The following is a 21,924-nucleotide window of genomic DNA, read 5'->3' as shown; positions in this document are numbered from 1 at the left end:
ATGAGCGAGGCGTGTGCGCGGCCGGACTGCACCGGCACCGGGGTCATCGACCCCGACGGGTACTGCACCGAGTGCGGGCTGGCCCCGGCGGCGGCCCCGGGGAGCCCGGCGGCCGCACCGGCGGCACCGGCAGCGCCTGCCGCTTCTGGCGCTTCTGGCGCCTCTGCCGGCGGCGGGCCCGGCTCGCCCTGCGGCCAACCCGACTGCCCGGGGACGATCGACCCGGACGGCTACTGCGACGAGTGCGGCCTGAGCTCGCCCGCCGCCGGCGGTGACACCGGGCGCACCGCGCCCTACCTGCCCTCCGCCCGTGTCTCCCCGGACTCGGCCCGTTCCTCCCGTACCGGCTCGGTCCGCTCGATGTCCGGCCGCTCCCGGTCGCACCGCTCGACCCGGACCGGCAGCGGCCGTTCGGTGTCCGTACGCAGCAGCCGCAGCGGGGCCAGCGCGGGCACCCGCCACCGGCTGGGCGCGGGCCTGGTGACCGTCCCGACGGTGCCCAAGGCCGACCCGGCGAAGGCCGTGCTGGCCAACCCCGAGGTGCCCGAGCGCAAGCGGTTCTGCAGCAGGTGCGACACCCCCGTGGGCCGGGAGAAGAACGGCCGCCCGGGCCGCCCGGACGGCTTCTGCACCAAGTGCGGTACGCCGTACTCCTTCACCCCCAAGCTGCGCCTGGGCGACCTGGTCGGCGGGCAGTACGAGGTGCTGGGCTGCCTGGCGCACGGCGGGCTCGGCTGGATCTACCTGGCGGTGGACCGGCGGGTCAGCGACCGCTGGGTGGTGCTCAAGGGCCTGCTGGACACCGGGGACGAGGACGCGCTCGCGGTGGCCATCGCCGAGCGGCGCTTCCTCGCCGAGGTGGACCACCCGAACATCGTGCGCATCATCAACTTCGTCGAGCACCCGGATCTGCGCACCGGCTCGGCCGACGGCTACATCGTGATGGAGTACGTCGGCGGCAAGTCGCTCAAGGACATCGCCAACGACCGCCGCACCCCGGACGGCCGGCGTGAGCCGCTGCCGGTGGAGCAGGCGATCGCGTACGCGCTGGAGGCGCTGCCCGCGCTCGGCTACCTGCACAGCCGGGGCCTGGTGTACTGCGACTTCAAGATCGACAACGTGATCCAGAGCGAGGACTCGCTCAAGATCATCGACATGGGCGCCGTCCGCCGCTTCGACGACGACGGGCCGATCTACGGCACCATCGGCTACCAGGCCCCGGAGATCGCCACCGACGGCCCGTCCCCGGCCTCCGACCTCTACACCGTGGCCCGCACGCTCGCCGTGCTGACCTTCGACTTCCAGGGCTACAACAGCACCTACCGCGAGGAGCTGCCGGGCCCGGAGACCGTCCCCGTCTTCGCCGAGTACGAGTCGTACTACCGCTTCCTGGTGCGCGCCACCGACCCGGATCCGGCCCGGCGGTTCTCCTCCGCCGAGGAGATGGCGGATCAGCTGACCGGCGTGCTGCGCGAGATCCTCGCCCTGCGCGACTCCCGGCCCAGGCCCGCACTGTCCACCCTGTTCGGCCCGGAACTGCGGGTGGTGGACACCGAGCTGGTCGACGACGAGGTGAGCGGCACCCGGTCGAACGGCGGCCAGGCGAACGGCGGCGAGGCCGTTGGCGGCGGGCGCGGAGTGCGGGTCAGCGCGCTGGACCCGGCCGCCGCCGCGCTCGCCCTGCCGGTGCCCCGGGTCGACCCCGCCGACCCCAACGCGGGCTTCCTCGCGGCCCTGGTCGCCACCGCGCCCGACGAGGCGCTGGCCGCCCTCGCCACCGCACCCGCCGCCTCGGTCGAGCGGCAGCTGCGCGAGCTGCGGGCCCACCTCGAACTCGGCGACCTGACGGCGGCCCAGGAGGCGCTGACCGCCCTGGAGAGCGACCACCCGGGCGACTGGCGGGTGGTCTGGTACCGCGGCCTCGCCGCCCTGACCGCCGCGGCAGGCGAAGGCGACAAGCAGGCCCAGGAGCAGCTCCAGGCCGCCGCCGAGGCCTTCGACGCGCTCTACGACGCCTTCCCCGGCGAGAGCGCCCCGAAGCTGGCGCTGGCGCTCTGCGCCGAACTGCTCGGCAACGACGAGGACGCCGCCGAGTTCTATCGACTGGTCTGGACCACCGACCACGCATACGTCAGCGCGGCGTTCGGGCTGGCCAGGGTACGACTGGCCGGCGGCGACCGCACCGGCGCCGTCCGGTCACTGGAGTCCGTGCCGGCCACCTCCAGCCACTTCACCGCCGCCCGGATCGGCGCCGTCCGCGCCCGGCTGCGCGAACGCCCGGCCACCGACCCGATGGGCCCCGACCTCGGCGCCAGCTCCGAACAGCTCACCCGGCTCGGCCTGGACGACCGGCGGCGCGAGGAACTGTCCGTCGAGGTGCTGGGCGCCGCCCTCGACTGGGTGGTCGCCGGAGCGGTCGGCGCCACCGGATCCCCCCGCGAGCTCACCCTGCTGGGACAACCCGCCGCCGAGCGGGAACTGCGCTTCGCCCTGGAACACTCCTACCGGGTACTCGCCCGGTTGGCCGACCGGGCCGAGACCAGGATCGAGATGGTGGAGCGGGCCAACCGCACCCGCCCCAGAACATGGGTGTAGCCAATGCCGCAGCAGACCGTATGCCCGAGCTGTGCCGAGCCGCTGGACCCGGAGGACGTCTTCTGCGGGTCCTGCGGCGCGAGCCGGCACGAACCGCCCGCCGCCATGGGCACGATGCCGGCCGGCTGGGTCGCCGACCGGCCGGCCGCTGCGGGCCCACCGGCCGCTCCCCGGGGCCCGGTCCGCTCCCCCGGGCTCGCCTGCGTGCGCTGCGGGGCCGAGCAGATCACCGGCGACGGCTACTGCGAGGCCTGCGGCCAGGCCCAGCCGCGGCCCCGGGACCACATGGAGAAGGCGCTCGCGGGCGTCGCCGGCGTCAGTGACCGGGGCGTGCGCCACCACCGCAACGAGGACTCCTTCACCGTCGCCGCCACCTCGCTGCCCGGCGGCCGGCCCGCCGTGGTCGCCGTGGTCTGCGACGGCGTCTCCTCCTCCGACCGGCCCGACGAGGCGTCCGAGACCGCCGTCGACAGCGCCTCCGAGGCACTGCTGACCGCGCTGGAGCAGGGCCAGGACCCGACCCTGGCGATGCGCGGCGCGATCGCCGAGGCCGCCCGCGCCGTCGCCGCGCTGGCCGCTGACGGGCACTCACCCGCCCGCCCCGACGTCAACGCGCCCGCCTGCACGTACGTCAGCGCGATAGCCACCGCCGGCCGGGTGACCATCGGCTGGGTCGGCGACACCCGGGCGTACTGGATCCCGGACGACCGGGACTGCGCCGAGCCGTTCCGGCTCACCCAGGACGACTCCTGGGCCGCGCGGATGGTCGAGGCCGGGCTGATGGAGGAGGCCGAGGCGTACGCCGACCCCCGGGCGCACGCGATCACCGGCTGGCTCGGCGCGGACGCCGAGGAGGTGATCCCGCACACCCTGGACTTCACCCCGCACGTCCCCGGCGTGCTGCTGATCTGCACCGACGGCCTGTGGAACTACGCCGAAGCCGCCACCGACCTGGCGTACCGGGTCCGCACGGACGCCCGGACCGAGCCGCTGGCGGCCGCCCAGGAGCTGGTGCGCTTCGCCGTCGCGGCCGGCGGCCACGACAACATCACCGTCGCGGTGCTGCCGATCGTGCCGGCCACCGACCTGGCCGGCACGGCCGAACCCGCTGCGACGCAGCGGGCCGAGGCGGTGACGCCGCACGACGACACCCTGCCCGACCTGCCGGTGATCGGCTCACCCCGCGCACCGCTGCCGCCCGCGACTCCCGTACCTTCCGCCCCGGCTGTACCGGCTGTACCGGCTGCGGCACCGGCCGCGACGCAGCGGGCCGAGGCGGTGGCGCCGCACGACGACACCCTGCCCGACCTGCCGGTGATCGGCTCACCCGGCGCACCGCTGCCGCCCGCACCACCACAGCCCCCGACCGTACCTGCGCCGCCGGACCACCCGCCGGCGCCGGCGCCGGCCCCGCGCGGCTGAGTCCCGAGTACCGCCCCACAGCCCCAACCGCACCGCCCGACCGTTCCCACCATCCTGACCATCCGACAGGAGCCCTCGGCCATGGCAAGTCTGGCGAAGTCGAATCTGCCCCGGTTCGACGTGGACATCTTCCAGAACGAGTACCTCGCGGACGGAGCCCGCGAGGTCAACGCGATCGTCACCGTCACCTCGACCGGCGGCGGCACCTCGGGCGGCCGCCCGCTGCCGGGCGGAAGCCCGCAGGACGACCAGGGGGTGGAGTCCTCGGCCGTGGTGATCATGGTCGACTGCTCCGGCTCGATGGACTACCCCGCCAGCAAGATGCGCGGCGCGCGGGAGGCCACCGCCGTGGCCATCGACGCCGTCCGCGACGGCGTCGCCTTCGCCGTGGTGGCCGGCACCCACGAGGCCAAGGACATCTACCCGGGCGACGGCACCCTCGCGGTCGCCGGGGACGCCACCCGGCAGGCCGCCAAGGAGGCGCTGCGCCGCCTCCAGGCCAACGGCGGCACCGCCATGGGCACCTGGCTGGCCAAGGCCGACCGGCTCTTCCTCAGCCGGCGGGACGCCACCATCCGGCACGCCATCCTGCTCACCGACGGCAAGAACGAGCACGAGTCGGCCGCCGATCTGGACAAGGCGATCGAGCAGGTCACCGGCCACTTCACCGCCGACTGCCGGGGGGTGGGCACCGACTGGCAGGTGGAGGAGCTGCGCAAGATCTCCTCCGCACTGCTCGGCAGCGTGGACATCGTCGCGGAGCCGTCGGGCCTGGCCGAGGACTTCCGCGCCATGATGGAGAACGCGATGGGCAAGCAGGTCGCCGACGTCGCGCTGCGGGTCTGGACGCCCGCCAACGCGGTGGTGAGGTTCGTCAAGCAGGTCGCCCCGACCGTCGAGGACCTCACCGGCCGCCGCGCCGAGGCCGGCCCCCGCGCAGGGGACTACCCCACCGGCTCCTGGGGCGACGAGAGCCGCGACTACCACGTCTGCGTCGAGGTCCCGGCCGCCGCCGTGGGCAACGAGATGCTCGCCGCGCGGATCAGCCTGATCCTGCCGCAGCCCGGGGGGACGGCGGAGGTGCTCTCGCAGGGTCTGGTGAAGGCCGTCTGGACGGACGACCTGGCCTCCTCCACCCGGATCAGCCCGCAGGTGGCCCACTACACCGGGCAGGCCGAGCTGGCCTCCTCCATCCAGGAGGGCCTGGAGGCGCACCGCGCCGGGGACCTCGACCGAGCGACGGCCAAGCTCGGCGCGGCCGTCCGGATCGCCCACGCCACCGGCAACGACGGCACGTTCAAGTTGCTGCAGAAGGTGGTCGACGTGGTGGATCCCAAGGAGGGTACGGTTCGGTTCCGTAAGAACGTGAGCGAGGCCGACTCGATGACCCTTGAGACCCGGTCGACCAAAACCGTACGTGTGAAGAAGTGACCGGGCGGCTGCCCGGCCGGACGCTGCCCCTGCCGGGCTGAATTGAGGGGGGACCTTATGCCGATCTGCCCTAGGGGCCACGAGTCGCAGGCCGAGGACTGGTGCGACTTCTGCGGCTTCCCGATGAAACCGCCGACCGGGCCGGTGGCCCCCGGACCGCTGGGCGCCGGGGTCGTGCCGGGCCCGGTGCCGCCCGCGCCCGCGCCCGCCGGGCCGCCGCCGGGCGCATCCGGGGCGCCGCGCTACCCCGACGTCACCGAGGGCCTGGTGCTCTGCCCGATCTGCCGGAGCCCGCAGACCGGGCGGTACTGCGAGGAGTGCGGGTACGACTACGACCTCTCGGCACCCTCGAACCAGCACCACCAGCACCAGGCGCACCAGCACCAGGCCCAGCACCAGGCGCCGGCCGCACCGGGACCGCTCGCCCCGCCGCCGCCCCTGCCGCCGCTGAACTTCCCGTCCGCGTACGGCGGCAGCGAGCCCGCGCCCGCGCAACAGGGTGCACCGGGCGGCTACGGCTACCCGCCGCCCGCACCCGGCGGGTACCAGCAGCCGGCCCAGCACGAGCAGCCGGCCGCGCCACAGCGACCAGCACCCCACCAGCCCGCGCCCCACCAGCCCGCGCAGCACCAGGAGCCGCAGGCGGCCCAGGAGCCGGGCCCGTACCAGCAGACCGAGCAGCCGTACCAGCCGACCGGCCCGGTGTACGCCCAGCCCGGCCCGGCCGCGCGCGGGGAGGAGTTCCGCACCTCCTTCAACCTGGCCCCGCCGGTCGTCCAGCAGCAGGCCGAGCAGCCGCCGGCCCAGCCGGTGCGCACCACCTGGATCGCGGTGGTCTCGGCCGACCGGGACTACTTCACCGACATGATGGCGCGCAGCGGCCCCGAGGCCGCCGGGCTCTTCTTCCCGCCGTACTGCCCCGAGCGGCGGATCCCGCTGACCGGGCGCGGGCAGCTGCGGATCGGCCGGCGCAGCCAGCACCGGGGCACGGTGCCGGAGATCGACCTGTCCGTGCCGCCGGAGGACCCGGGCGCCTCGCACCAGCACGCCCTGCTGGCCGAACAGTCGGACGGCAGCTGGGTGCTGGTCGACCAGGACTCCACCAACGGCACCACGGTCAACGGCGGCGCCGAGCCGGTCGCCCCGCACACCGCCGTGCCGCTGAACGACGGCGACCGGGTGCACATCGGCGCCTGGACGACCATCACCCTGCACCGCGCCTGAGCCGGCGTCACGGCCACCGGCGCCGTGGCGGGGCCGCGGCACCGGGCCGCCGGGAACACGTCGAGGTCGGCGTGTTCCCGGCGGCCCACCGCCGTCGGTAAAGAGCTCTCCAAAGTTCGCACACCGGATCTGTACCAAGATCACCCAAGCCCGTAGGGTCAGGGCCCATGACTGCAGCTATCACCGCCGACGGCATACGTCAGCGGTACGGGGACGTCCAGGCCGTCGACGGGGTGTCACTCACCGTCGAGACTGGCGAGTTCTACGGAATCCTGGGGCCCAACGGGGCCGGCAAGACCACCACTCTGGAGATCCTGGAGGGTATCCGCAAGCCCGACGAGGGGCGCGTCGCGCTGCTGGGGCTGGCACCCTGGCCGCGCAACCCGAAGCTGCTGCCGCGGATCGGCGTGCAGTTCCAGGGCTCCGCGTTCTTCAACAAGCAGACGGCGCGCGAGACCATCCGCACCTTCGCCTCGTTCTACGGCGTCGGCCCCCGGCGCGCCGACCTGATGCTGGAGCGGGTCGGTCTGACCGAGTCCGCCTCGGTGATGACCGACAAGATGTCCGGCGGCCAGGCCCAGCGGCTCTCCATCGCCTGCGCGCTGGCCCACGACCCGGAGCTCGTCTTCCTCGACGAGCCGACCACCGGCCTGGACCCGCAGGCCCGCCGCAACCTCTGGGACCTGTTGCGGGACATCAACGCCGAGGGCCGCACGGTCGTCCTGACCACCCACTACCTCGACGAGGCCGAGGTGCTCTGCGACCGCGTCTCGGTGATGGACCACGGCAAGGTGCTGAAGACCGGCGCCCCCGCCGCGCTGGTCCGCGAGATCGACGACACCGTACGGGTCACCGTCGAGTCGGGCCTGGTGACCGTCGAGTCGGTCCGGGAGCTGCTCGCGCAGGCCGGCGCCGAGACGGCCTCGATCGAGGACGACGGCGTCTCGCTCGCCATCGCGACCCGCCTGCCGGGCCCGGTGCTCTCCGTGCTCGCCGAGCAGAACGCCCTGCGCGGCCTCGAAGTCCGCGGCGCCACCCTGGAGGACGTCTTCCTCCAGCTGACCGGACGGGAGTACCGCGCATGAGCGCCGAGCGTACGGAAACCGCCGCCGCCGAGCAGGGCGCCGCCGACCAGCGGGCCGTCCCCGCGCAGCGCGCCGGCCGGCCGGCCGGCGGCCCGGCCACCGAGGGCGGCAAGGAGCGGGCCAGCGCGTTCGTCAGCCTCTCCCGGGTGATGATCGTGGCCTTCCTCCGGGACAAGGCCGCCGTCTTCTTCGTGCTCCTCTTCCCGCTGATGTTCCTGCTGCTCTTCGGCACCCTGCTCAAGGGCGCCAGCAGCCCGCACGCCAAGGTCGCCCAGGTCGGCCCGGTGCGGATGCTGGACGCCGTCCAGGGCGAGGCGCGCAGCCAGCTGGAGCAGGTCCTCACCATCAGCCGGACGGACGACGAGGCCGCCGCGCGGCAGAAGGTGAAGAAGGGCGAGCTGGACGCGCTGATCGAGGAGGGCGCGGGCGGCAAGCTGGTGCTGCGCTTCAGCGCCGCCGACCAGGTCCGGGCCGGCAGCGTACAGGGCATCCTCAACTCGGTGGTGCAGCAGGCCAACCAGGCCGCCACCGGGCAGCCGCCCGCCTTCACCCTGGACGCGAGCCGGGTCGAGGACGACTCGCTGAAGCCGATCCAGTTCCTCACCCCCGGCCTGCTCGGCTGGGCGATCGCCACCGGCGCGGTGTTCGGGGCCTCCCTGACGCTGGTCTCCTGGCGCAAGAAGCAGGTGCTGCGGCGGCTTCGGCTGGCTCCGGTGAGCGCGGGCGCGATCGTCGCCTCGCGGGTCGCGGTGAGCGTGCTGACCGCACTCGTCCAGACCGCGGTCTTCCTCGTGGTGGCGACCACGCCGTACTTCGGGCTCAAGCTCACCGGCGACTGGTGGCTGATCCTGCCGCTGGTGGTCTGCGCGACGATCGCCTTCATGTCGATCGGCCTGCTGGCCGGCTCGCTGGCCAAGACCGAGGAGGCGTCCAACGGCATCTCGCAGATCATCGTGCTGCCGATGTCGTTCCTGTCCGGGTCGTTCTTCCCGATGGACGGCGCCCCCGACTGGCTGAGGACGCTCTCCAACGTCTTCCCGCTCAAGCACCTGGTGACCTCCGCCCAGTCGGTGCTCACCCGGGGCGGCGGCGTGATGGACGCGCTGCCCACGATGGGCGGCCTGCTGCTCTTCGCCGCCGTGCTGACCGCCATCTCCTGGAAGTTCTTCCGCTGGGAGGACGCGTAACCGAAGCCCGGGGGCGACCCCGGCGGCCGCGGGGGTCGTACGCCGGAGGTCCCGGTGTACGGCCCCTGCGGTGTCTGCGACCATGGTCGGGTGAACGAGATCCGGCGTGGCACGCTCAGCGAGGAGACCTTCTTCGAGGCGATCGGCGGCGAGCCGACCTTCCGGCGGCTGGTGCACCGCTTCTATCAGGGCGTCGCCGGGGACGAGCTGCTGCGGCCGATGTACCCGGAGGAGGACCTCGGCCCGGCCGAGGAGCGCCTCGCCCTGTTCCTGATGCAGTACTGGGGCGGCCCGCGCACCTACAGCGAGCAGCGCGGACACCCGCGGCTGCGGATGCGGCACGTGCCGTTCAAGGTCGACCGCGCCGCGCACGACGCCTGGCTGAAGCACATGCGGGTGGCCGTGGAGGAGCTGAAGCTGCCGGCCGAGGCCGAACAGCAGCTCTGGGACTACCTCACGTACGCCGCGGCCTCGATGATCAACGCCGCCGGCTGAGGTCAGGGGCGGGCCTCCCCCGGCCCAGCTCGCCCCGGCGAGCGCGGGGCGGCCTCGCCGTCGGACAGCACCGGCAGGGCGGGCCTGCGGCCCGTCCTGCCGGCGTGGGCCGCCGTGACCGGCTGGCAGGCGGCGCCGCGCCGTCGGCGCTCCGAGGCCGCGACGAACCTGGGGGAGGACGCCTGAACGCCGGGCCACCGAACCCTCGGCGACCGGCTGGTACGGGTCTGGCCGGAATGCGGGCGGGCCGGGGCCGAACCGGCCGGCCGTCAGCCCAGCAGCGGGCTGAGACCCAGCCCGGCGCCGGGCGCGGCCTGGGCGCGGACCGCGATCGAGCCCGCCGGGGCAGTCAGCCGCAGCCAGCCACCGGCCCGGTGCACGGTCAGCGGAACGGCGGGCTTCAGGAAGCCGATCACGTACGAGGCGTGGGCCGCCCGCAGCGGCAGGTCGGGCACGGCGCTCAGTGGGCGGGACCAGATCTCGTCCGCCAGCGCGTCCAGCACCGGGCGGGTGCGGTGGTGCTCCGGGACGGCCTCGCTGCGCTCCTTGAACTCCCGTACCGCAGCCATCAGTTCGGGGAAGACCTCGAAGGCCGGCGGTTCGGCCAGCAGGCGCCAGCCGGTGCGCGGCGGCAGCAGACCGGCCCAGGCGGGGCCGGTGACGGGGTCTGCGAGGGTGACGGTGTTGGCCTTCTCGTCGATGCCGTCCAGCAGCCGGCCGGCCGAGACCGTGACGTCCACCGGTTCGCCCGGCCCGGCCAGGCGCGCGGTGCGGACGGCGAGCGCACCGGACCCGCCGAGCGGCAGCCGTCCGAAGACCGCGAGCACGCCCTGCCCCTCGACGCCCCGCCCCTCGACGCCCTCCCCTTCACCGGCCGGCCCCGCGCCCCGCGCCACGGCCTGCAGCCGGACGGCCGCCGCGCGGTCGAAGCGCAGCAGACGCACCAGGAAGGCGGCGAGATCGGCGGCTTCCCCGGCGTCGGCGAGGGGGAGAGGGGTGCTGGTCAAGGGGTGGCTCACTCCGGGTCGGTGGTGCGGCACGTACGCCGGGCGGGCCCTGGCACGCCGTGGCGGTCGGGTCAGGCGACGGCGGCGGCGACGGCCGCGGGCTCCTGCTCGTCCATGAACCGGCTGAGGAACCGGCGCTCCACCTCACTGATCCGGCGCGGCCGGCCCTGCGCCAGGTCGTAGGGGACGACCACGGTGGAGGCACGGACGTAGACCGTCTCGGTGCCGTCCTCAGCGGTGTCCTTGACCTCGTAGCCGACGGTCAGCGACGCGGCGCCGATCCTGGTCACCCAGGTCTCGACCGTCACCGGCGTGGGCCGGTGGACGAGCGGCAGCTTGTAGTCGATCTCGTGGCGGGCCACCACCGAGCCACCCGCGAACTCCCCGGCGCCGGCCTCGGCGGCCTGGGTGAACATGAAGTCGATCCGGGCCTCCTCCAGGTAGCGCAGGAAGACCACGTTGTTGACATGCCCGAAGGCGTCCATGTCGGACCACCGCAGGGGGCAGGCGTAGATGTGGCGTGCCACGAACGTTCTCCTCAAACTTGGTCACCCGCCGGACGATGCGGCGGGCGGCGGCCCGGCCGGCCTCCCCTCGCGGGGCAGCCTGCCGGGCCGGTGTTGCGGCCGTGGGGGGGGGGGGGGGGGGCCGCGCCCCCCCGCCCCCCCCCCCCCCCGGGCCGCGCGGGGGGGGGGGGGCCGGGCGGGCGGGGGGGGGGGGCGCCCCCCCCCCCCCCACGGCCGCCGTCAGCCCCGGGTCAGCTTCTTGTAGGTGGCCCGGTGCGGGCGGGCGGCGTCGGCGCCCAGCCGCTCGATCTTGTTCTTCTCGTACGAGTCGAAGTTGCCCTCGAACCAGAACCACTTGCTCTCGCCCTCGTAGGCGAGGATGTGGGTGGCCACCCGGTCCAGGAACCAGCGGTCGTGGGAGATGACCACGGCGCAGCCGGGGAACTCCAGCAGGGCGTTCTCCAGCGAGGAGAGCGTCTCGACGTCGAGGTCGTTGGTCGGCTCGTCGAGGAGCAGCAGGTTGCCGCCCTGCTTGAGGGTGAGAGCCAGGTTCAGACGGTTACGCTCACCGCCGGAGAGGATACCGGCCGGCTTCTGCTGGTCCGGGCCCTTGAAGCCGAACGCCGAGACGTACGCGCGGGAGGGCATCTCGACGTTGCCGACGTTGATCCAGTCCAGCTCGTCGGAGACGACGGCCCAGAGGGTCTTCTTCGGGTCGATGTTGGCGCGGCCCTGGTCGACGTAGCTGACCTTGACCGTCTCGCCGACCTTGACGCTGCCGTCGTCCGGGGTCTCCTCGCCGAGCAGCATCTTGAACAGCGTGGTCTTGCCGGCCCCGTTGGGGCCGATCACGCCGACGATGCCGTTGCGCGGCAGGGTGAAGCTCAGGTCGTCGATCAGGACCTTCTCACCGAAGGCCTTGGAGAGGTTGTTGACCTCGACGACGATGTTGCCCAGGCGCGGGCCCGGCGGGATCTGGATCTCCTCGAAGTCCAGCTTCCGCATCTTGTCGGCCTCGGCCGCCATCTCCTCGTACCGGGCGAGGCGGGCCTTGGACTTGGCCTGACGGCCCTTGGCGTTGGAGCGGACCCACTCAAGCTCTTCCTTGAGGCGCTTGGCGCGCTTCTGGTCCTTCTGGCCCTCGACCTTGAGACGGGACTGCTTGGTCTCCAGGTACTTGGAGTAGTTGCCCTCGTAGCCGTGCGCGCGGCCGCGGTCGAGCTCCAGGATCCAGCCGGCCACGTTGTCCAGGAAGTACCGGTCGTGGGTGACCGCCACGACGGTGCCGGCGTACTTGGCCAGGTGCTGCTCCAGCCAGTTCACCGACTCGGCGTCGAGGTGGTTGGTGGGCTCGTCGAGGAGCAGCAGGTCGGGCGCCTCCAGCAGCAGCTTGCAGAGCGCCACGCGGCGGCGCTCACCACCGGAGAGCTTGGTGACGGCCCAGTCGCCGGGCGGGCAGCCCAGGGCGTCCATGGCCTGCTCCAGCTGCGCCTCCAGGTCCCAGGCGTTGGCGTGGTCCAGCTCCTCCTGGAGCTTGCCCATCTCGTCGAGCAGCGCGTCGGAGTAGTCCGTCGCCATCAGCTCGGCGATCTCGTTGAACCGGTCGAGCTTGCCCTTGATCTCCTTGACACCGTCCTCGACGTTCTCCAGGACGGTCTTGGTCTCGTCGAGCGGGGGCTCCTGGAGGAGCATGCCGACGGTGTAGCCGGGCGACAGGTAGGCCTCGCCGTTGGAGGGGTGCTCCAGTCCGGCCATCATCTTGAGCACCGTGGACTTACCGGCGCCGTTGGGGCCCACGACGCCGATCTTCGCCCCGGGGAGGAAGTTGAGCGTCACGTCGTCAAGGATGACCTTGTCGCCGTGGGCCTTGCGCAGCTTGCGCATGGTGTAGATGAATTCCGCCACGTGAGATCGCTCCGGCGTCGTCGGGAGTATTCGGCTTGCAGCCTTCCATTGTGCCGCACCGGGCACGGAGTACCGAACGCCCGTGGTAGTCGCCCCGCTGCACCGGGCAAGGGGCCGCCCAGCCGTACGGACCGGATGCGTCCGATCCGGGGCGCAAGGGCACGGGCGGGAACGAGCGACGGCCCGGCCCCCGCGTGATGCGGGGGCCGGGCCGTCGCCGTTGCTCACCGGTGCCGGCGCTCAGGCCGGACCGGTGGGCTCAGCCTGCTGTCAGGCCGCGTTGCCGTGGCGGCCACGGCGGCGCAGGACGAAGACCGCGGCGCCACCGGCGACCACGAGGGCGCCCGCGATACCGGCGATCACCGGGGTGGAGTCGTTACCACCGGTGGCGGCCAGGCCGCCGCCCGTGGTGGTGCCACCGGTCGTCACCGCGGCGGGGGTGGTGGAGGCACCGGCCGACGGGGTGGCGGACCCGGTCACGCTGGGCGTGGCGGTCGGCGTGGCCGGCTTGCTCGGGGTGGAGCTACCGGTGGCGGTCGGGGTCGGCACCGGGGTGCTGCCGCTGGTCACCTTGCAGTCCAGGACGCCCTGGAACTCCTTGGTGAAGCCGTTCGGGCCGGTCACCGTGATCTTGTAGGAGGCATCCTCGGCGACCGGGACGACGACCTTCTCGGTCTTGCCGGGCTGTACGGTGACCGACTTGCCCGGCGTCACCGTGACGGCGGCCGCCTCGTCGCCGCCGTTGCTGACGGAGACCTCGACACCGTTGTCGGCGCAGTCGACCTTGGAGGCCGCCGAGACGATCGGGCCCTTGGCCTGGACCCAGGTGGCCTTGGCGGTGTCGGTGACGCTGAGCTTGGTGGAGCCGGCCAGGATCATCGTCTGGCTGTGCTCCTTGGCCGTGTAGCCCTTGCTCAGGAAGACGCGGCCGCTCGGGACGACCGTCTCGACCGAGGCGGTCAGCGTGGCCGAGCCGTCCGCGGTGCCGGCCGGGACGTCCAGGAAGAGCTGGGTGTCCTTGGCGACCGGGCCCTTGAGGCCGGTGACCGGCTTGCCGTCCTTGTCGAGCAGCGCGACCTTGCCGCCGGCGGTGTCACCGGAGAGCGCGAGCTTGACCTCGGCGGCGCTGCTGTTGACGGTGAACGGGCCGAGCTTGGCGCCGCTCTTGCCGGCCACCGAGTCCGGCGTCAGGCTCAGCGAGGGCTTCGGCTCGGCTGCGATGCCCTTGTTCTTCTCGCTGACCAGGTACTTGCGGAGCTGGTCGGCCTGCGAGTCGGCCGGGGTCGCGATCTTGTGGTCCGAGTAGAACCAGATCGCGGCCTGAGTGCCGGCCGCGGCGTCGGCGGGGGTGAGCTCACCCGTCACACCGGCGTCGGTGGCCAGCTTCTTGAGGTCCTTGACCTGCGGGTAGGAGTTCTCCAGGATCCAGCGGATCTTGGAGGCGTCCTCGGCCTTGTCCTTGGCGCCGAGCGAGCTCGACTTCCAGTCGGCCTCCTGGTACTCGACACCCTTCGAGGTGTCGACACCGTGGTCGATGTCGATGCAGTACGTCTGAATCTCGCCGTCGGCGGTCTTGAGCGTGAACAGACCGCCCTGGACCGAGTGACCGCCCTTGATGGCGATCTCTTCGCTCAGCATGTTCGGCTGAAGCTTCGCGGTGACACCCGCGCCCGGGCCGTCGGCCGCGGTCGCGGTGCCGGCCACGAGCAGGCCCCCGCCGAGCACGAGGCTCGACGCGAGCATGACAGTAGCTATGCGGGGAAGAGTCCGCCCCTGCCTCTGGAACATCAGTGATCCCTCCGGGCCGGGCCGTGCCGATGGCAGCCCGCCTTGCAATGCCGCGCACCCTGTTAGCGCTGCTGCACTTGTGTGAACCAGACGCATCTTATTGAGCCATCCGGGCACGCAAACCAACGTACTGAATCCGGACGATACCGTATCTGTATCGTTATCAATCGGACGATCATGGGGCACTGCTGACGGACCACCAGAAAGTCAGCCTCATTCAGCAGCGGGCCGGGGATTGCCCGCACGAAGGTCAGGGAGTATCCGGATCCCGTCGGTTGCGGGCAGCCCGCGACACCTGCCGGTCACCCCGTGGCCACCGCCGCTTCGGTCGCCAACTGCCCGATCGGCGGCCCCGACCGACCCTCCTCCCCCTCCGGAGGGAGCCCCGCGGCGCCACCCGGAGGCTGCCCCCGCATCGCGCCCGGGCCGGCTCCGGCCCCCTCCCCCGACTCGGCGGGAGCGGCCGTCGCCCGCCTCGCCGCCACCGCCGCCACGATCCAGTCGGGTACGGACGACTCCGTCTGACCCTGCGTCTCACGACCCGAACCCCCCGGCGGCGATTCGGCCTTGCTCCGCACCGCCCACCGGAACGCCGAGGTGCCCCGATTCAGATCGTGTCCGACCGACCGGGCGTCAATCTCGACCCCGCACCTGCGCCCGCCGCTCTCGTCCCACTCCCTGATCCGCAGTCGGCCGCTCACCACCACCGGGTCACCCTTACTCAGCGAACTCACCAGGTTCGTCGCCAGCCAGCGCCAGGCCACCACCGTGACCCAGTGGGTGTCGCCGTCCACCCAGTCACCGACGCCGCGGTCGTAACGCCGCTCGGTGGCGGCCAGCCGGAAGTTCGCCACCGGGACGCCACCCGTCGTCTGCGCATAGCTCACCACCGACGCGACATTGCCCACGATCGTCACCAGGGTCTCGTTCAAAGAACACCCTCCGTTCGCTCTGGTGCACCGTACGGAATCAACCGCCGGAAGATGAGAGTGCCCTTCGCAGAAAATGCGCACCAGCTACATGTGAAATCCTGTGGATAACCACGACCTGTGGAAAACGGGTGTCCCTCACAGGGGTGAATTCGCTGCCGCGGGGTGACGGTACAGCGTCATCCCATCGCGGCCATGACAAGAATCGGCCTCGCTCCAGCGGCCTTCCCCGCCCCGAACGGGTGGCCCCGCAGGGCATCCGCCCACGTCATCCGACCGAAGTAACCCAAATGCGACCCCCACCCACGGCGGCGGTGACCCATTCTCCGTGCCGAATCCATAACGGGTGGGGCGACAGCCCCGTAACGACTGCACAACGTCCGGCGCCAGAGTCCGCCAGACCGCTGCACACACGGTCTCCACCTGCGATTATCGGACCGCTCCACCGAAGCCGACACACACCCCCGACGGTGTTGTCGCACCCGGTGGAGGACGCGGACACCCTTATCCTGTCCCCGACAGGTCTAGGGGCCCACCAACCCCACCCGCACCCCCCACAACGGGGCCAGGTACCGGGCGCGAAGCGCGCCCGCCACCCGACCCCGGCGACGGTCACGCCCGCCCCGCGCCGGCAGCCCGTCACGCCCCCATAGCTCAGCGGATAGAGCACCCGCCTTCTAAGCGGTAGGTCGCAGGTTCGAATCCTGCTGGGGGCACCACCGCGCGCAAGCCCGGCCCCGGGCGGGCGGGCGGGAGCAGCGGCGCCACGGTGGCACGGCGGAGGCCCGGCGGGACACTCCCGCCGGGCCTCCGCCACTGCGGCCACTCCGGACGTTCCGCGCCCTCGGGCCACTCAGGCCGCGAGTGCCGCCTCGTCCTTCCGGCCGCCGCCCGGCCGCTCCCCCGCGCTCCCGCCGGGCCCCGCCGGGCCCGCCGGCCCCACTGCCGCCGGCCGCAGCCACAGTCGCAGTCGCAGGGCGAGCAGCAGCGCGAGCACCATCAGCCCGGCCGCCGACAGGAAGACCACGTCCGCCGCGGCCACGAAGGACCGCACCGCACGGGCGTGGGCCTCACCGGCGAGGCGGCCCACCGAGCAGAGCGTGGTTGCCACCCCCGACCCCCTCCCCGCCCGCGGAGCATTTTTGTACCAAGTCAATTCTTTAGCTCATCCAATCTTTGAGCCTGGTACAGTTGCAATCATGGCCACGACCACACCGCCGCCCGGCGGCAGCACCCGTGAACCGGACGGGCTTAGCCTGCGCGAGCGCAAGAAGCTCCGGACCGGCGCCAAGCTCTGGAGCACCGCGATCGCCCTCTTCCAGGAACGCGGCTTCGACCAGGTGTCGGTCGCCGAGATCGCGGCCGCCGCCGAGGTGTCCAAGATGACCGTCTTCAACTACTTCCCCGCCAAGGAAGACCTGGTCATGCGGCCGATGGAGGACCACGTCGACGAGACCGCCAGGGTGGTGCGCGAGCGTCCAGCCGGCTGCTCCCCACTCGCGGCGGTCCGCGCGCACTTCCTCGCCGCGCTGGCGGCGCACGACCCGGCCACCGGGCTCTGCGACCAGGAGCCGGTGCTCGGCGTGCTGAAGCTGATCCGTGACACCCCGTCACTCGCGCTGCGGGCCCAGGCGATCTCCATGCGCAGCGAGGAACTGCTCGGCGCCGAACTCGCCGCCCAGCGCCCCGATCACGACCCGCTCACCGCAGAGGTGGCGGCGGCGCAGATCATGGGCGCCCGGCGCGCACTGATTCTGGAGAACCAGCGCCGGGTCCTCGCCGGTGAGAGCGCCGCGAGCGCCGAGCCCCGCGCCACGGCCGAGGCGGCGCGCGCCTTCGCCCTGGTCGAGGAGGGCCTGGCCGGTTACTGCGGCGGCTGAGCGCCCTGCGAGAGTGGGCGCACCACACACCTGCCGGAGGTCAAGAATGTCGAAGCCGCTGCTCCTCCAGGGCCGTTCCGCCGTCCCCACCGACACCGAGGGCCTTCAGGCGTACGTCGGGCCGGACGGGGTCGCGGTGCTGGTGCTCAACCGCCCGCACCGGCGCAACGCCATCACGCTCGCGATGTGGCGCGGCCTGCCCGAGGCGCTGACCGGGATCGCCGAGCAGCCGGGCGTACGGGCACTGCTGGTGACCGGCGCCGAGGGGGCGTTCAGTGCGGGCGCCGACATAGCCGAACTCTCCGAGACGTACGGCGATCCGGACCGCGCGGACGCGTACCACGCCGACAACGTGGCCGCCGAGGAGGCGCTGGCCGCCTTCCCGCATCCCACCGTCGCGGTGGTGCACGGCTCCTGCGTCGGCGGCGGCTGCCAGCTGGCGGTCGCCTGCGACCTGCGCTTCGCGGCGGTCGACGCCCGGCTGGGGATCACCCCGGCCAAGCTCGGCGTGGTCTACCCGGCGGTGCCGACGCTGCGGCTGGCCCGGCTGGTCGGCCCGGGGCGGGCCAAGCTGCTGCTGTTCTCCGGCGAGCTGGTGGACGCCAAGCGGGCCGCCGCGCTCGGCCTGGTGGACGAGGTGCTCCCCGGCGTCGAACTCGACGCCCGCGCCCTGGACTTCGCCCGGCTGCTGACCAGGCGCTCGCCGCAGACCATCGGCGCCGTCAAGGCCGCCCTGGCCGTCGAACCGCAGGACGCGGCGGCCGCCCTCGCCCCGTGGGAGCGGCGCTCGCGCGAGGCCCCCGACGTACGCGAGGGCCTCGCCGCCTTCCTGGAGCGGCGCGAGCCGCGCTTCCAGGCCTGATCCGGCGGGCCCCCGGCGGGCCCGGGCCCCGACCGCGACGTCCTAACGGATCGGCAGGCCCGAGATGCTCCGGGCGATCACCAGGCGCTGGATCTCGCTCGTCCCCTCGAAGATGGAGTAGATCGCGCTGTCGCGGTGCATCCGCTCCACCGGGTACTCCCGGGTGAAGCCGTTGCCGCCGAGGATCTGCATGGCCTGCGCCGTCACCCACTTCGCCGTCTCGCCGGCGTACAGCTTGGACATCGAGCCTTCGGCCGAGGTGAAGGGCTGGTTGGTGGCGGCCATCCAGGAGGCCCGCCAGACCAGCAGCCGGGAGGCGTCGATCCGGGTCTTCATGTCGGCCAGCTGGAAGGCCACGCCCTGGTTGTCGATGATCGGGCGGCCGAACTGCACCCGGGTCCCGGCGTAGTCGAGCGCGACCTCGTACGCGGCCCGGGCGATCCCGACGGCCTGGGCGCCGACCGCCGGCCGGGAGGCCTCGAAGGTCGCCATCGCCGCGTTCTTGCCGGCGCCGGAAGCGGAACCGGCCCCCGCACCCGACCCGCCACGCGCCGTCCCGGCCGCCCGCTCCCGGGCCCGGGCGAGCCGCTCGTCGAGCTTCTCCTTTCCGCCCAGCAGGCAGTGCCCCGGCACCCGTACGCCGTCCAGCACCACCTCGGCGGTGTGCGAGGCCCGGATGCCGTGCTTCTTGAACTTCTGGCCCTGCGAGAGGCCCGGGGTGTCCGGCGGGACGACGAAGGAGGCCTGTCCGCGCGAACCGAGCGCCGAGTCCACCGTCGCGACCACGACGTGCACCGCGGCGATGCCGCCGTTGGTCGCCCAGGTCTTGGTGCCGGTCAGCACCCACTCGTCCTTGGCCTCGTCGTAGACCGCGCGGGTGCGCAGCGCCGAGACGTCCGAGCCGGCGTCCGGTTCGGAGGAGCAGAACGCGGCCACCTTGACGTCGTCGGGGGTGCCGAACATCTGCGGTGCCCAGGTGCCGATCTGCTCGTCCGTGCCGTTGGCCAGCACCGCGACGGCCGCCAGCGTGGTGCCAACGATGGCCAGGCCGATGCCGGCGTCGCCCCAGAACAGCTCCTCCATCGCGATCGGGATGCCGACGCCGGAGGGGTCGAAGTACTGCTGGGCGTAGAAGTCCAGCGAGTAGATGCCCAGTTTGGCGGCCTCCTGGATGACCGGCCAGGGGGTCTCCTCCCGCTCGTCCCACTCGGCGGCGGCCGGGCGCATCACGTCCGCGGCGAAGCCGTGCAGCCAGTCGCGTACGGCGAGCTGGTCCGCGCCAGGATCGAGCGAGAAGGTGCTCATGGTGCCTCCGGTCGAAGGGTGTCGAACAGGTGTTACCGCCGGTAACATCGCTCGGAGTCTGCTACTGATACGTAAGAAATGTCAACGCCCCCACAGGAGCTGCCCCATGCCGCCCGCCGACCCCGCCAGCCCCGGCGAGCCCCGCAGGGAGCAGCTGCTCAACGCCGCCGACCGAGTGGTCCAACGCGAGGGCCCCGGCGCCAGCATGAACGCCATCGCCGCCGAGGCCGGCATCACCAAGCCCATCCTGTACCGGCACTTCGGTGACCGGAACGGGCTGATCCGCGCCCTGACCGAGCGCCACACCAGCGGTCTGCTGGCCGCCGTACGGGCCGCACTCAACGAGCCGCTGGAGCGGCGGGACCGGGTCGAGCACGTCCTGGACACCTACCTGGCCGGCATCGAGGCCCGCCCGCAGGTGTACCGGCTGCTCACCCACCCCGAGGCGGGTGACCCGGTCGGGGCGGGCAACGCCCTGGCGCCCGCCCTCAAGCAGATCGCCGAGGAGATCACCAGGGCCGTCCAGAGCCAGGTCGACCTCGGCGCGGACGGGCCGCTGCTCTCCGAGACCTGGGGCCGGGGCATCACCGGCATGGTGCTGGCCGCGGGCGACTGGTGGCTGGAGACCAAACCCTGCTCCCGCACCCGGATGGTGCAGGCGCTCGCCGACCTGCTCTGGGGCCGGCTGGCGGCCGCCGCCGAGCTGCCCAGCGCGCTGCCCCCGGCACCGGCACCGCCCGACTGAACTCTTGTGCGGTGCATGCCGGTCGGGCATCATCGGCCCTCCCCCGACCGGCACCACCGGCCCTGCGAGGAATCCCGATGCGCCCGAGCCGCCCCGTCGCCGCCCTCTGCCTCGCCACCTCCCTGCTGGCCGGATCACTGCTCGCAGGTGCTCCGGCCCACGCCGCCCGGCCCGCGCCGCACCGGGCGGCCTTCCCGACCGCCACCACGACCACCGCCGACGGCCGGGTGCTGCTCACCGACGACCACGGCCGTACGCTCCACCTGCGCGGCTTCAACCTGGACAAGTACGCCGAGGCGACCGAGGCCGACGTGCGCTCGATCGCCGACCGCGGCTTCACCCTGATCCGGGTGGCCGTCTCCTGGACCCGACTGGAGCCCGAGCGGGGCCGCTACGACCAGGGCGAGCTGCGCCGGCTGCACCGCGTCATGGACTGGGCCGACAGGTACGGCCTGCTCGCCCTGATCGACTTCCACCAGGACGTCTACGGGCCGAAGTTCGGCGGCGGGGACCGCGGCATCCCGCTCTGGGCCACCCGCGACGAGGGCCTGCCCTTCCACCCCGACCCCGACGACTGGTTCGCCGGCTACTTCCAGCCGGCCGTCCAGACCGCCTTCCGGCACCTCTACGACGACGGCGACCTGCGCCGGTGGCAGAGCGAGTTCTACACCCGGATCGCGCTCGAACTGCGGGGCCACCGCTCGCTGCTGGGCTACGACCTGTTCAACGAGCCGTTCGGGCCGATCGACGGCGACCCGGCCGACCCGGCCGTGCTGATCGCCTCCTCAGCCGCCCTCGAACGCGGACGCCTGGCCGACATGTACCGCCGCCTGATCCGGGCCGTACGCCAGGTGGACACCCGCTCCTGGCTGTTCGTCGAGCCCACGGTACTGGTGGGCCTGGGCGTGCCGACCGCCCTGCCCGCCTTCGCCGACCCCCGGGCCGGGGCGGCCCGCCTGGGGTACGCCCCGCACTTCTACGACACCGCCGTCGAATCCGGCGCCGACTGGGACCCGGCCGGCGGCTTCGTGGAGAAGTACACCGCGGCGATCACCGGCTACCGCCTGCCGCTGCTGGTCGGCGAGTGGGGTCCGCCCGACTCCCGCCGGCCGGGCAACACCGAGCTGGTACGCCGGCAGGTCGCGGCGATGAACGGCTTCGCCTCCGGCTGGACGATGTGGTACTGGTGCAAGGGCACCGGCGGGTACTGCGCGCTCGGCCCGGACGGCCGGCCCGCCCCCGGTGACGAACCGGCCTTCGGCCCCTACCCGCGGGCCCTCGCCGGCCTGCCCGGGACCGTCGAGCAGGGCGCCGCCGCCGGCCGCTACACCCTCACCTTCACCACCGACGGCAGCGCCCGGGCGACCGAACTGGTGCTGCCCGCCGCCGCCTACCCGGCCGGCGCCCGCGTCACCGTCAGCCCGGCGGCGACGGTGGAGGTCGACCAGCCGCGGGGCGAGCGGGCGGGCACGGCGAGCCTGCGCCTGCCGCACACCCCGCCCGGCACCCTGATCACGGTGACGGTGACCGCGCGTTAGACCGCCCGCCACCCACCCGC

At 73.1% G+C, this 21,924-nt stretch carries 18 protein-coding genes and 1 tRNA gene; 12 read left to right on the top strand and 7 right to left on the bottom strand.

What is annotated here, in order from left to right; genetic code table 11:
* From ACIBH3_RS10985 to ACIBH3_RS10955, 7 genes are all read left to right on the top strand, one after another.
* On the top strand, nucleotides 1–2,595 hold the full coding sequence (locus ACIBH3_RS10985) for a tetratricopeptide repeat protein (RefSeq protein WP_396311626.1): 2,595 nt from the start codon (nucleotides 1–3) through the stop codon (nucleotides 2,593–2,595).
* A gap of 3 nt (nucleotides 2,596–2,598) precedes the next feature.
* Entirely contained in the window at nucleotides 2,599–4,017 is a 1,419-nt protein-coding gene (locus tag ACIBH3_RS10980) for a PP2C family serine/threonine-protein phosphatase (RefSeq protein ID WP_396311625.1), read from the top strand.
* An 81-nt stretch (nucleotides 4,018–4,098) separates the two neighbouring features.
* On the top strand, nucleotides 4,099–5,448 hold the full coding sequence (locus tag ACIBH3_RS10975) for a VWA domain-containing protein (RefSeq protein ID WP_396311624.1): 1,350 nt from the start codon (nucleotides 4,099–4,101) through the stop codon (nucleotides 5,446–5,448).
* Nucleotides 5,449–5,505: 57 nt separating this feature from the next.
* A complete protein-coding gene (locus ACIBH3_RS10970; protein ID WP_396311623.1) occupies nucleotides 5,506–6,672 on the top strand; it encodes an FHA domain-containing protein in 1,167 nt (388 codons plus the stop codon).
* A gap of 167 nt (nucleotides 6,673–6,839) precedes the next feature.
* Nucleotides 6,840–7,757, top strand: a complete 918-nt coding sequence (locus ACIBH3_RS10965; protein WP_396311622.1) for an ATP-binding cassette domain-containing protein — start codon at nucleotides 6,840–6,842, stop codon at nucleotides 7,755–7,757.
* Nucleotides 7,754–8,944, top strand: coding sequence for an ABC transporter permease (locus ACIBH3_RS10960; protein WP_396311621.1), 1,191 nt, complete (start codon nucleotides 7,754–7,756; stop codon nucleotides 8,942–8,944). Before ACIBH3_RS10965 ends, ACIBH3_RS10960 begins: the two co-directional genes overlap by 4 nt.
* A 90-nt stretch (nucleotides 8,945–9,034) precedes the next feature.
* On the top strand, nucleotides 9,035–9,439 hold the full coding sequence (locus tag ACIBH3_RS10955; protein WP_396311620.1) for a globin: 405 nt from the start codon (nucleotides 9,035–9,037) through the stop codon (nucleotides 9,437–9,439).
* A gap of 269 nt (nucleotides 9,440–9,708) precedes the next feature.
* Here ACIBH3_RS10955 and ACIBH3_RS10950 read toward each other — a convergent pair whose 3' ends face one another.
* The 5 genes from ACIBH3_RS10950 to ACIBH3_RS10930 all read right to left on the bottom strand — a co-directional run bounded on the left by ACIBH3_RS10950 (nucleotide 9,709) and on the right by ACIBH3_RS10930 (nucleotide 15,577).
* Nucleotides 9,709–10,446 (bottom strand): hypothetical protein, encoded by a 738-nt coding sequence (locus ACIBH3_RS10950; RefSeq protein WP_396311619.1) that lies wholly within the window; start codon nucleotides 10,444–10,446, stop codon nucleotides 9,709–9,711.
* Nucleotides 10,447–10,517: 71 nt separating this feature from the next.
* A complete protein-coding gene (locus ACIBH3_RS10945; RefSeq protein ID WP_396311618.1) occupies nucleotides 10,518–10,973 on the bottom strand; it encodes an acyl-CoA thioesterase in 456 nt (151 codons plus the stop codon).
* 219 nt (nucleotides 10,974–11,192) lie between these two features.
* The gene (gene ettA, locus ACIBH3_RS10940) at nucleotides 11,193–12,857 is read right to left on the bottom strand and encodes an energy-dependent translational throttle protein EttA (protein WP_396311617.1); all 1,665 of its coding nucleotides are present in this window, start codon (nucleotides 12,855–12,857) and stop codon (nucleotides 11,193–11,195) included.
* A 270-nt stretch (nucleotides 12,858–13,127) separates the two neighbouring features.
* Nucleotides 13,128–14,600, bottom strand: coding sequence for a Cys-Gln thioester bond-forming surface protein (locus ACIBH3_RS10935; protein ID WP_396311616.1), 1,473 nt, complete (start codon nucleotides 14,598–14,600; stop codon nucleotides 13,128–13,130).
* A gap of 347 nt (nucleotides 14,601–14,947) precedes the next feature.
* Complete coding sequence (locus ACIBH3_RS10930) at nucleotides 14,948–15,577, bottom strand: single-stranded DNA-binding protein (RefSeq protein WP_396311615.1); 630 nt, start codon at nucleotides 15,575–15,577, stop codon at nucleotides 14,948–14,950.
* Nucleotides 15,578–16,217: 640 nt separating this feature from the next.
* Here ACIBH3_RS10930 and ACIBH3_RS10925 point away from each other — a divergent pair.
* A tRNA-Arg gene (locus tag ACIBH3_RS10925) sits at nucleotides 16,218–16,293 on the top strand.
* Nucleotides 16,294–16,427: 134 nt separating this feature from the next.
* On the opposite strand, the gene ACIBH3_RS10920 is transcribed toward ACIBH3_RS10925, so the two are convergent.
* Entirely contained in the window at nucleotides 16,428–16,685 is a 258-nt protein-coding gene (locus ACIBH3_RS10920; protein ID WP_396311614.1) for a hypothetical protein, read from the bottom strand.
* 88 nt (nucleotides 16,686–16,773) lie between these two features.
* Between ACIBH3_RS10920 and ACIBH3_RS10915 the strand changes: the two genes are divergently transcribed.
* A complete protein-coding gene (locus tag ACIBH3_RS10915; protein ID WP_396311613.1) occupies nucleotides 16,774–17,454 on the top strand; it encodes a TetR/AcrR family transcriptional regulator in 681 nt (226 codons plus the stop codon).
* Nucleotides 17,455–17,500: 46 nt separating this feature from the next.
* Nucleotides 17,501–18,316, top strand: a complete 816-nt coding sequence (locus tag ACIBH3_RS10910; protein WP_396311612.1) for an enoyl-CoA hydratase/isomerase family protein — start codon at nucleotides 17,501–17,503, stop codon at nucleotides 18,314–18,316.
* A 42-nt stretch (nucleotides 18,317–18,358) separates the two neighbouring features.
* Here the strand turns inward: ACIBH3_RS10910 and ACIBH3_RS10905 are convergent, their stop codons facing one another.
* Nucleotides 18,359–19,621 carry an acyl-CoA dehydrogenase family protein gene (locus ACIBH3_RS10905; RefSeq protein WP_396311611.1) on the bottom strand — a complete coding sequence of 421 codons (1,263 nt, stop codon included), beginning with the start codon at nucleotides 19,619–19,621 and terminating at the stop codon, nucleotides 18,359–18,361.
* A gap of 106 nt (nucleotides 19,622–19,727) precedes the next feature.
* On the opposite strand from ACIBH3_RS10905, the gene ACIBH3_RS10900 reads away from it, so the two are divergent.
* Nucleotides 19,728–20,366 (top strand): TetR family transcriptional regulator, encoded by a 639-nt coding sequence (locus ACIBH3_RS10900; protein ID WP_396311610.1) that lies wholly within the window; start codon nucleotides 19,728–19,730, stop codon nucleotides 20,364–20,366.
* A 77-nt stretch (nucleotides 20,367–20,443) separates the two neighbouring features.
* Nucleotides 20,444–21,904, top strand: coding sequence for a cellulase family glycosylhydrolase (locus ACIBH3_RS10895; protein WP_396311609.1), 1,461 nt, complete (start codon nucleotides 20,444–20,446; stop codon nucleotides 21,902–21,904).
* Nucleotides 21,905–21,924: the final 20 nt, after the last annotated feature.

Source organism: Kitasatospora sp. NPDC050543 (genome assembly GCF_044457565.1).
In the GTDB taxonomy this organism is placed as follows: Bacteria; Actinomycetota; Actinomycetes; order Streptomycetales; family Streptomycetaceae; genus Kitasatospora.
This window is presented reverse-complemented; position numbering and strand designations above follow the sequence as displayed.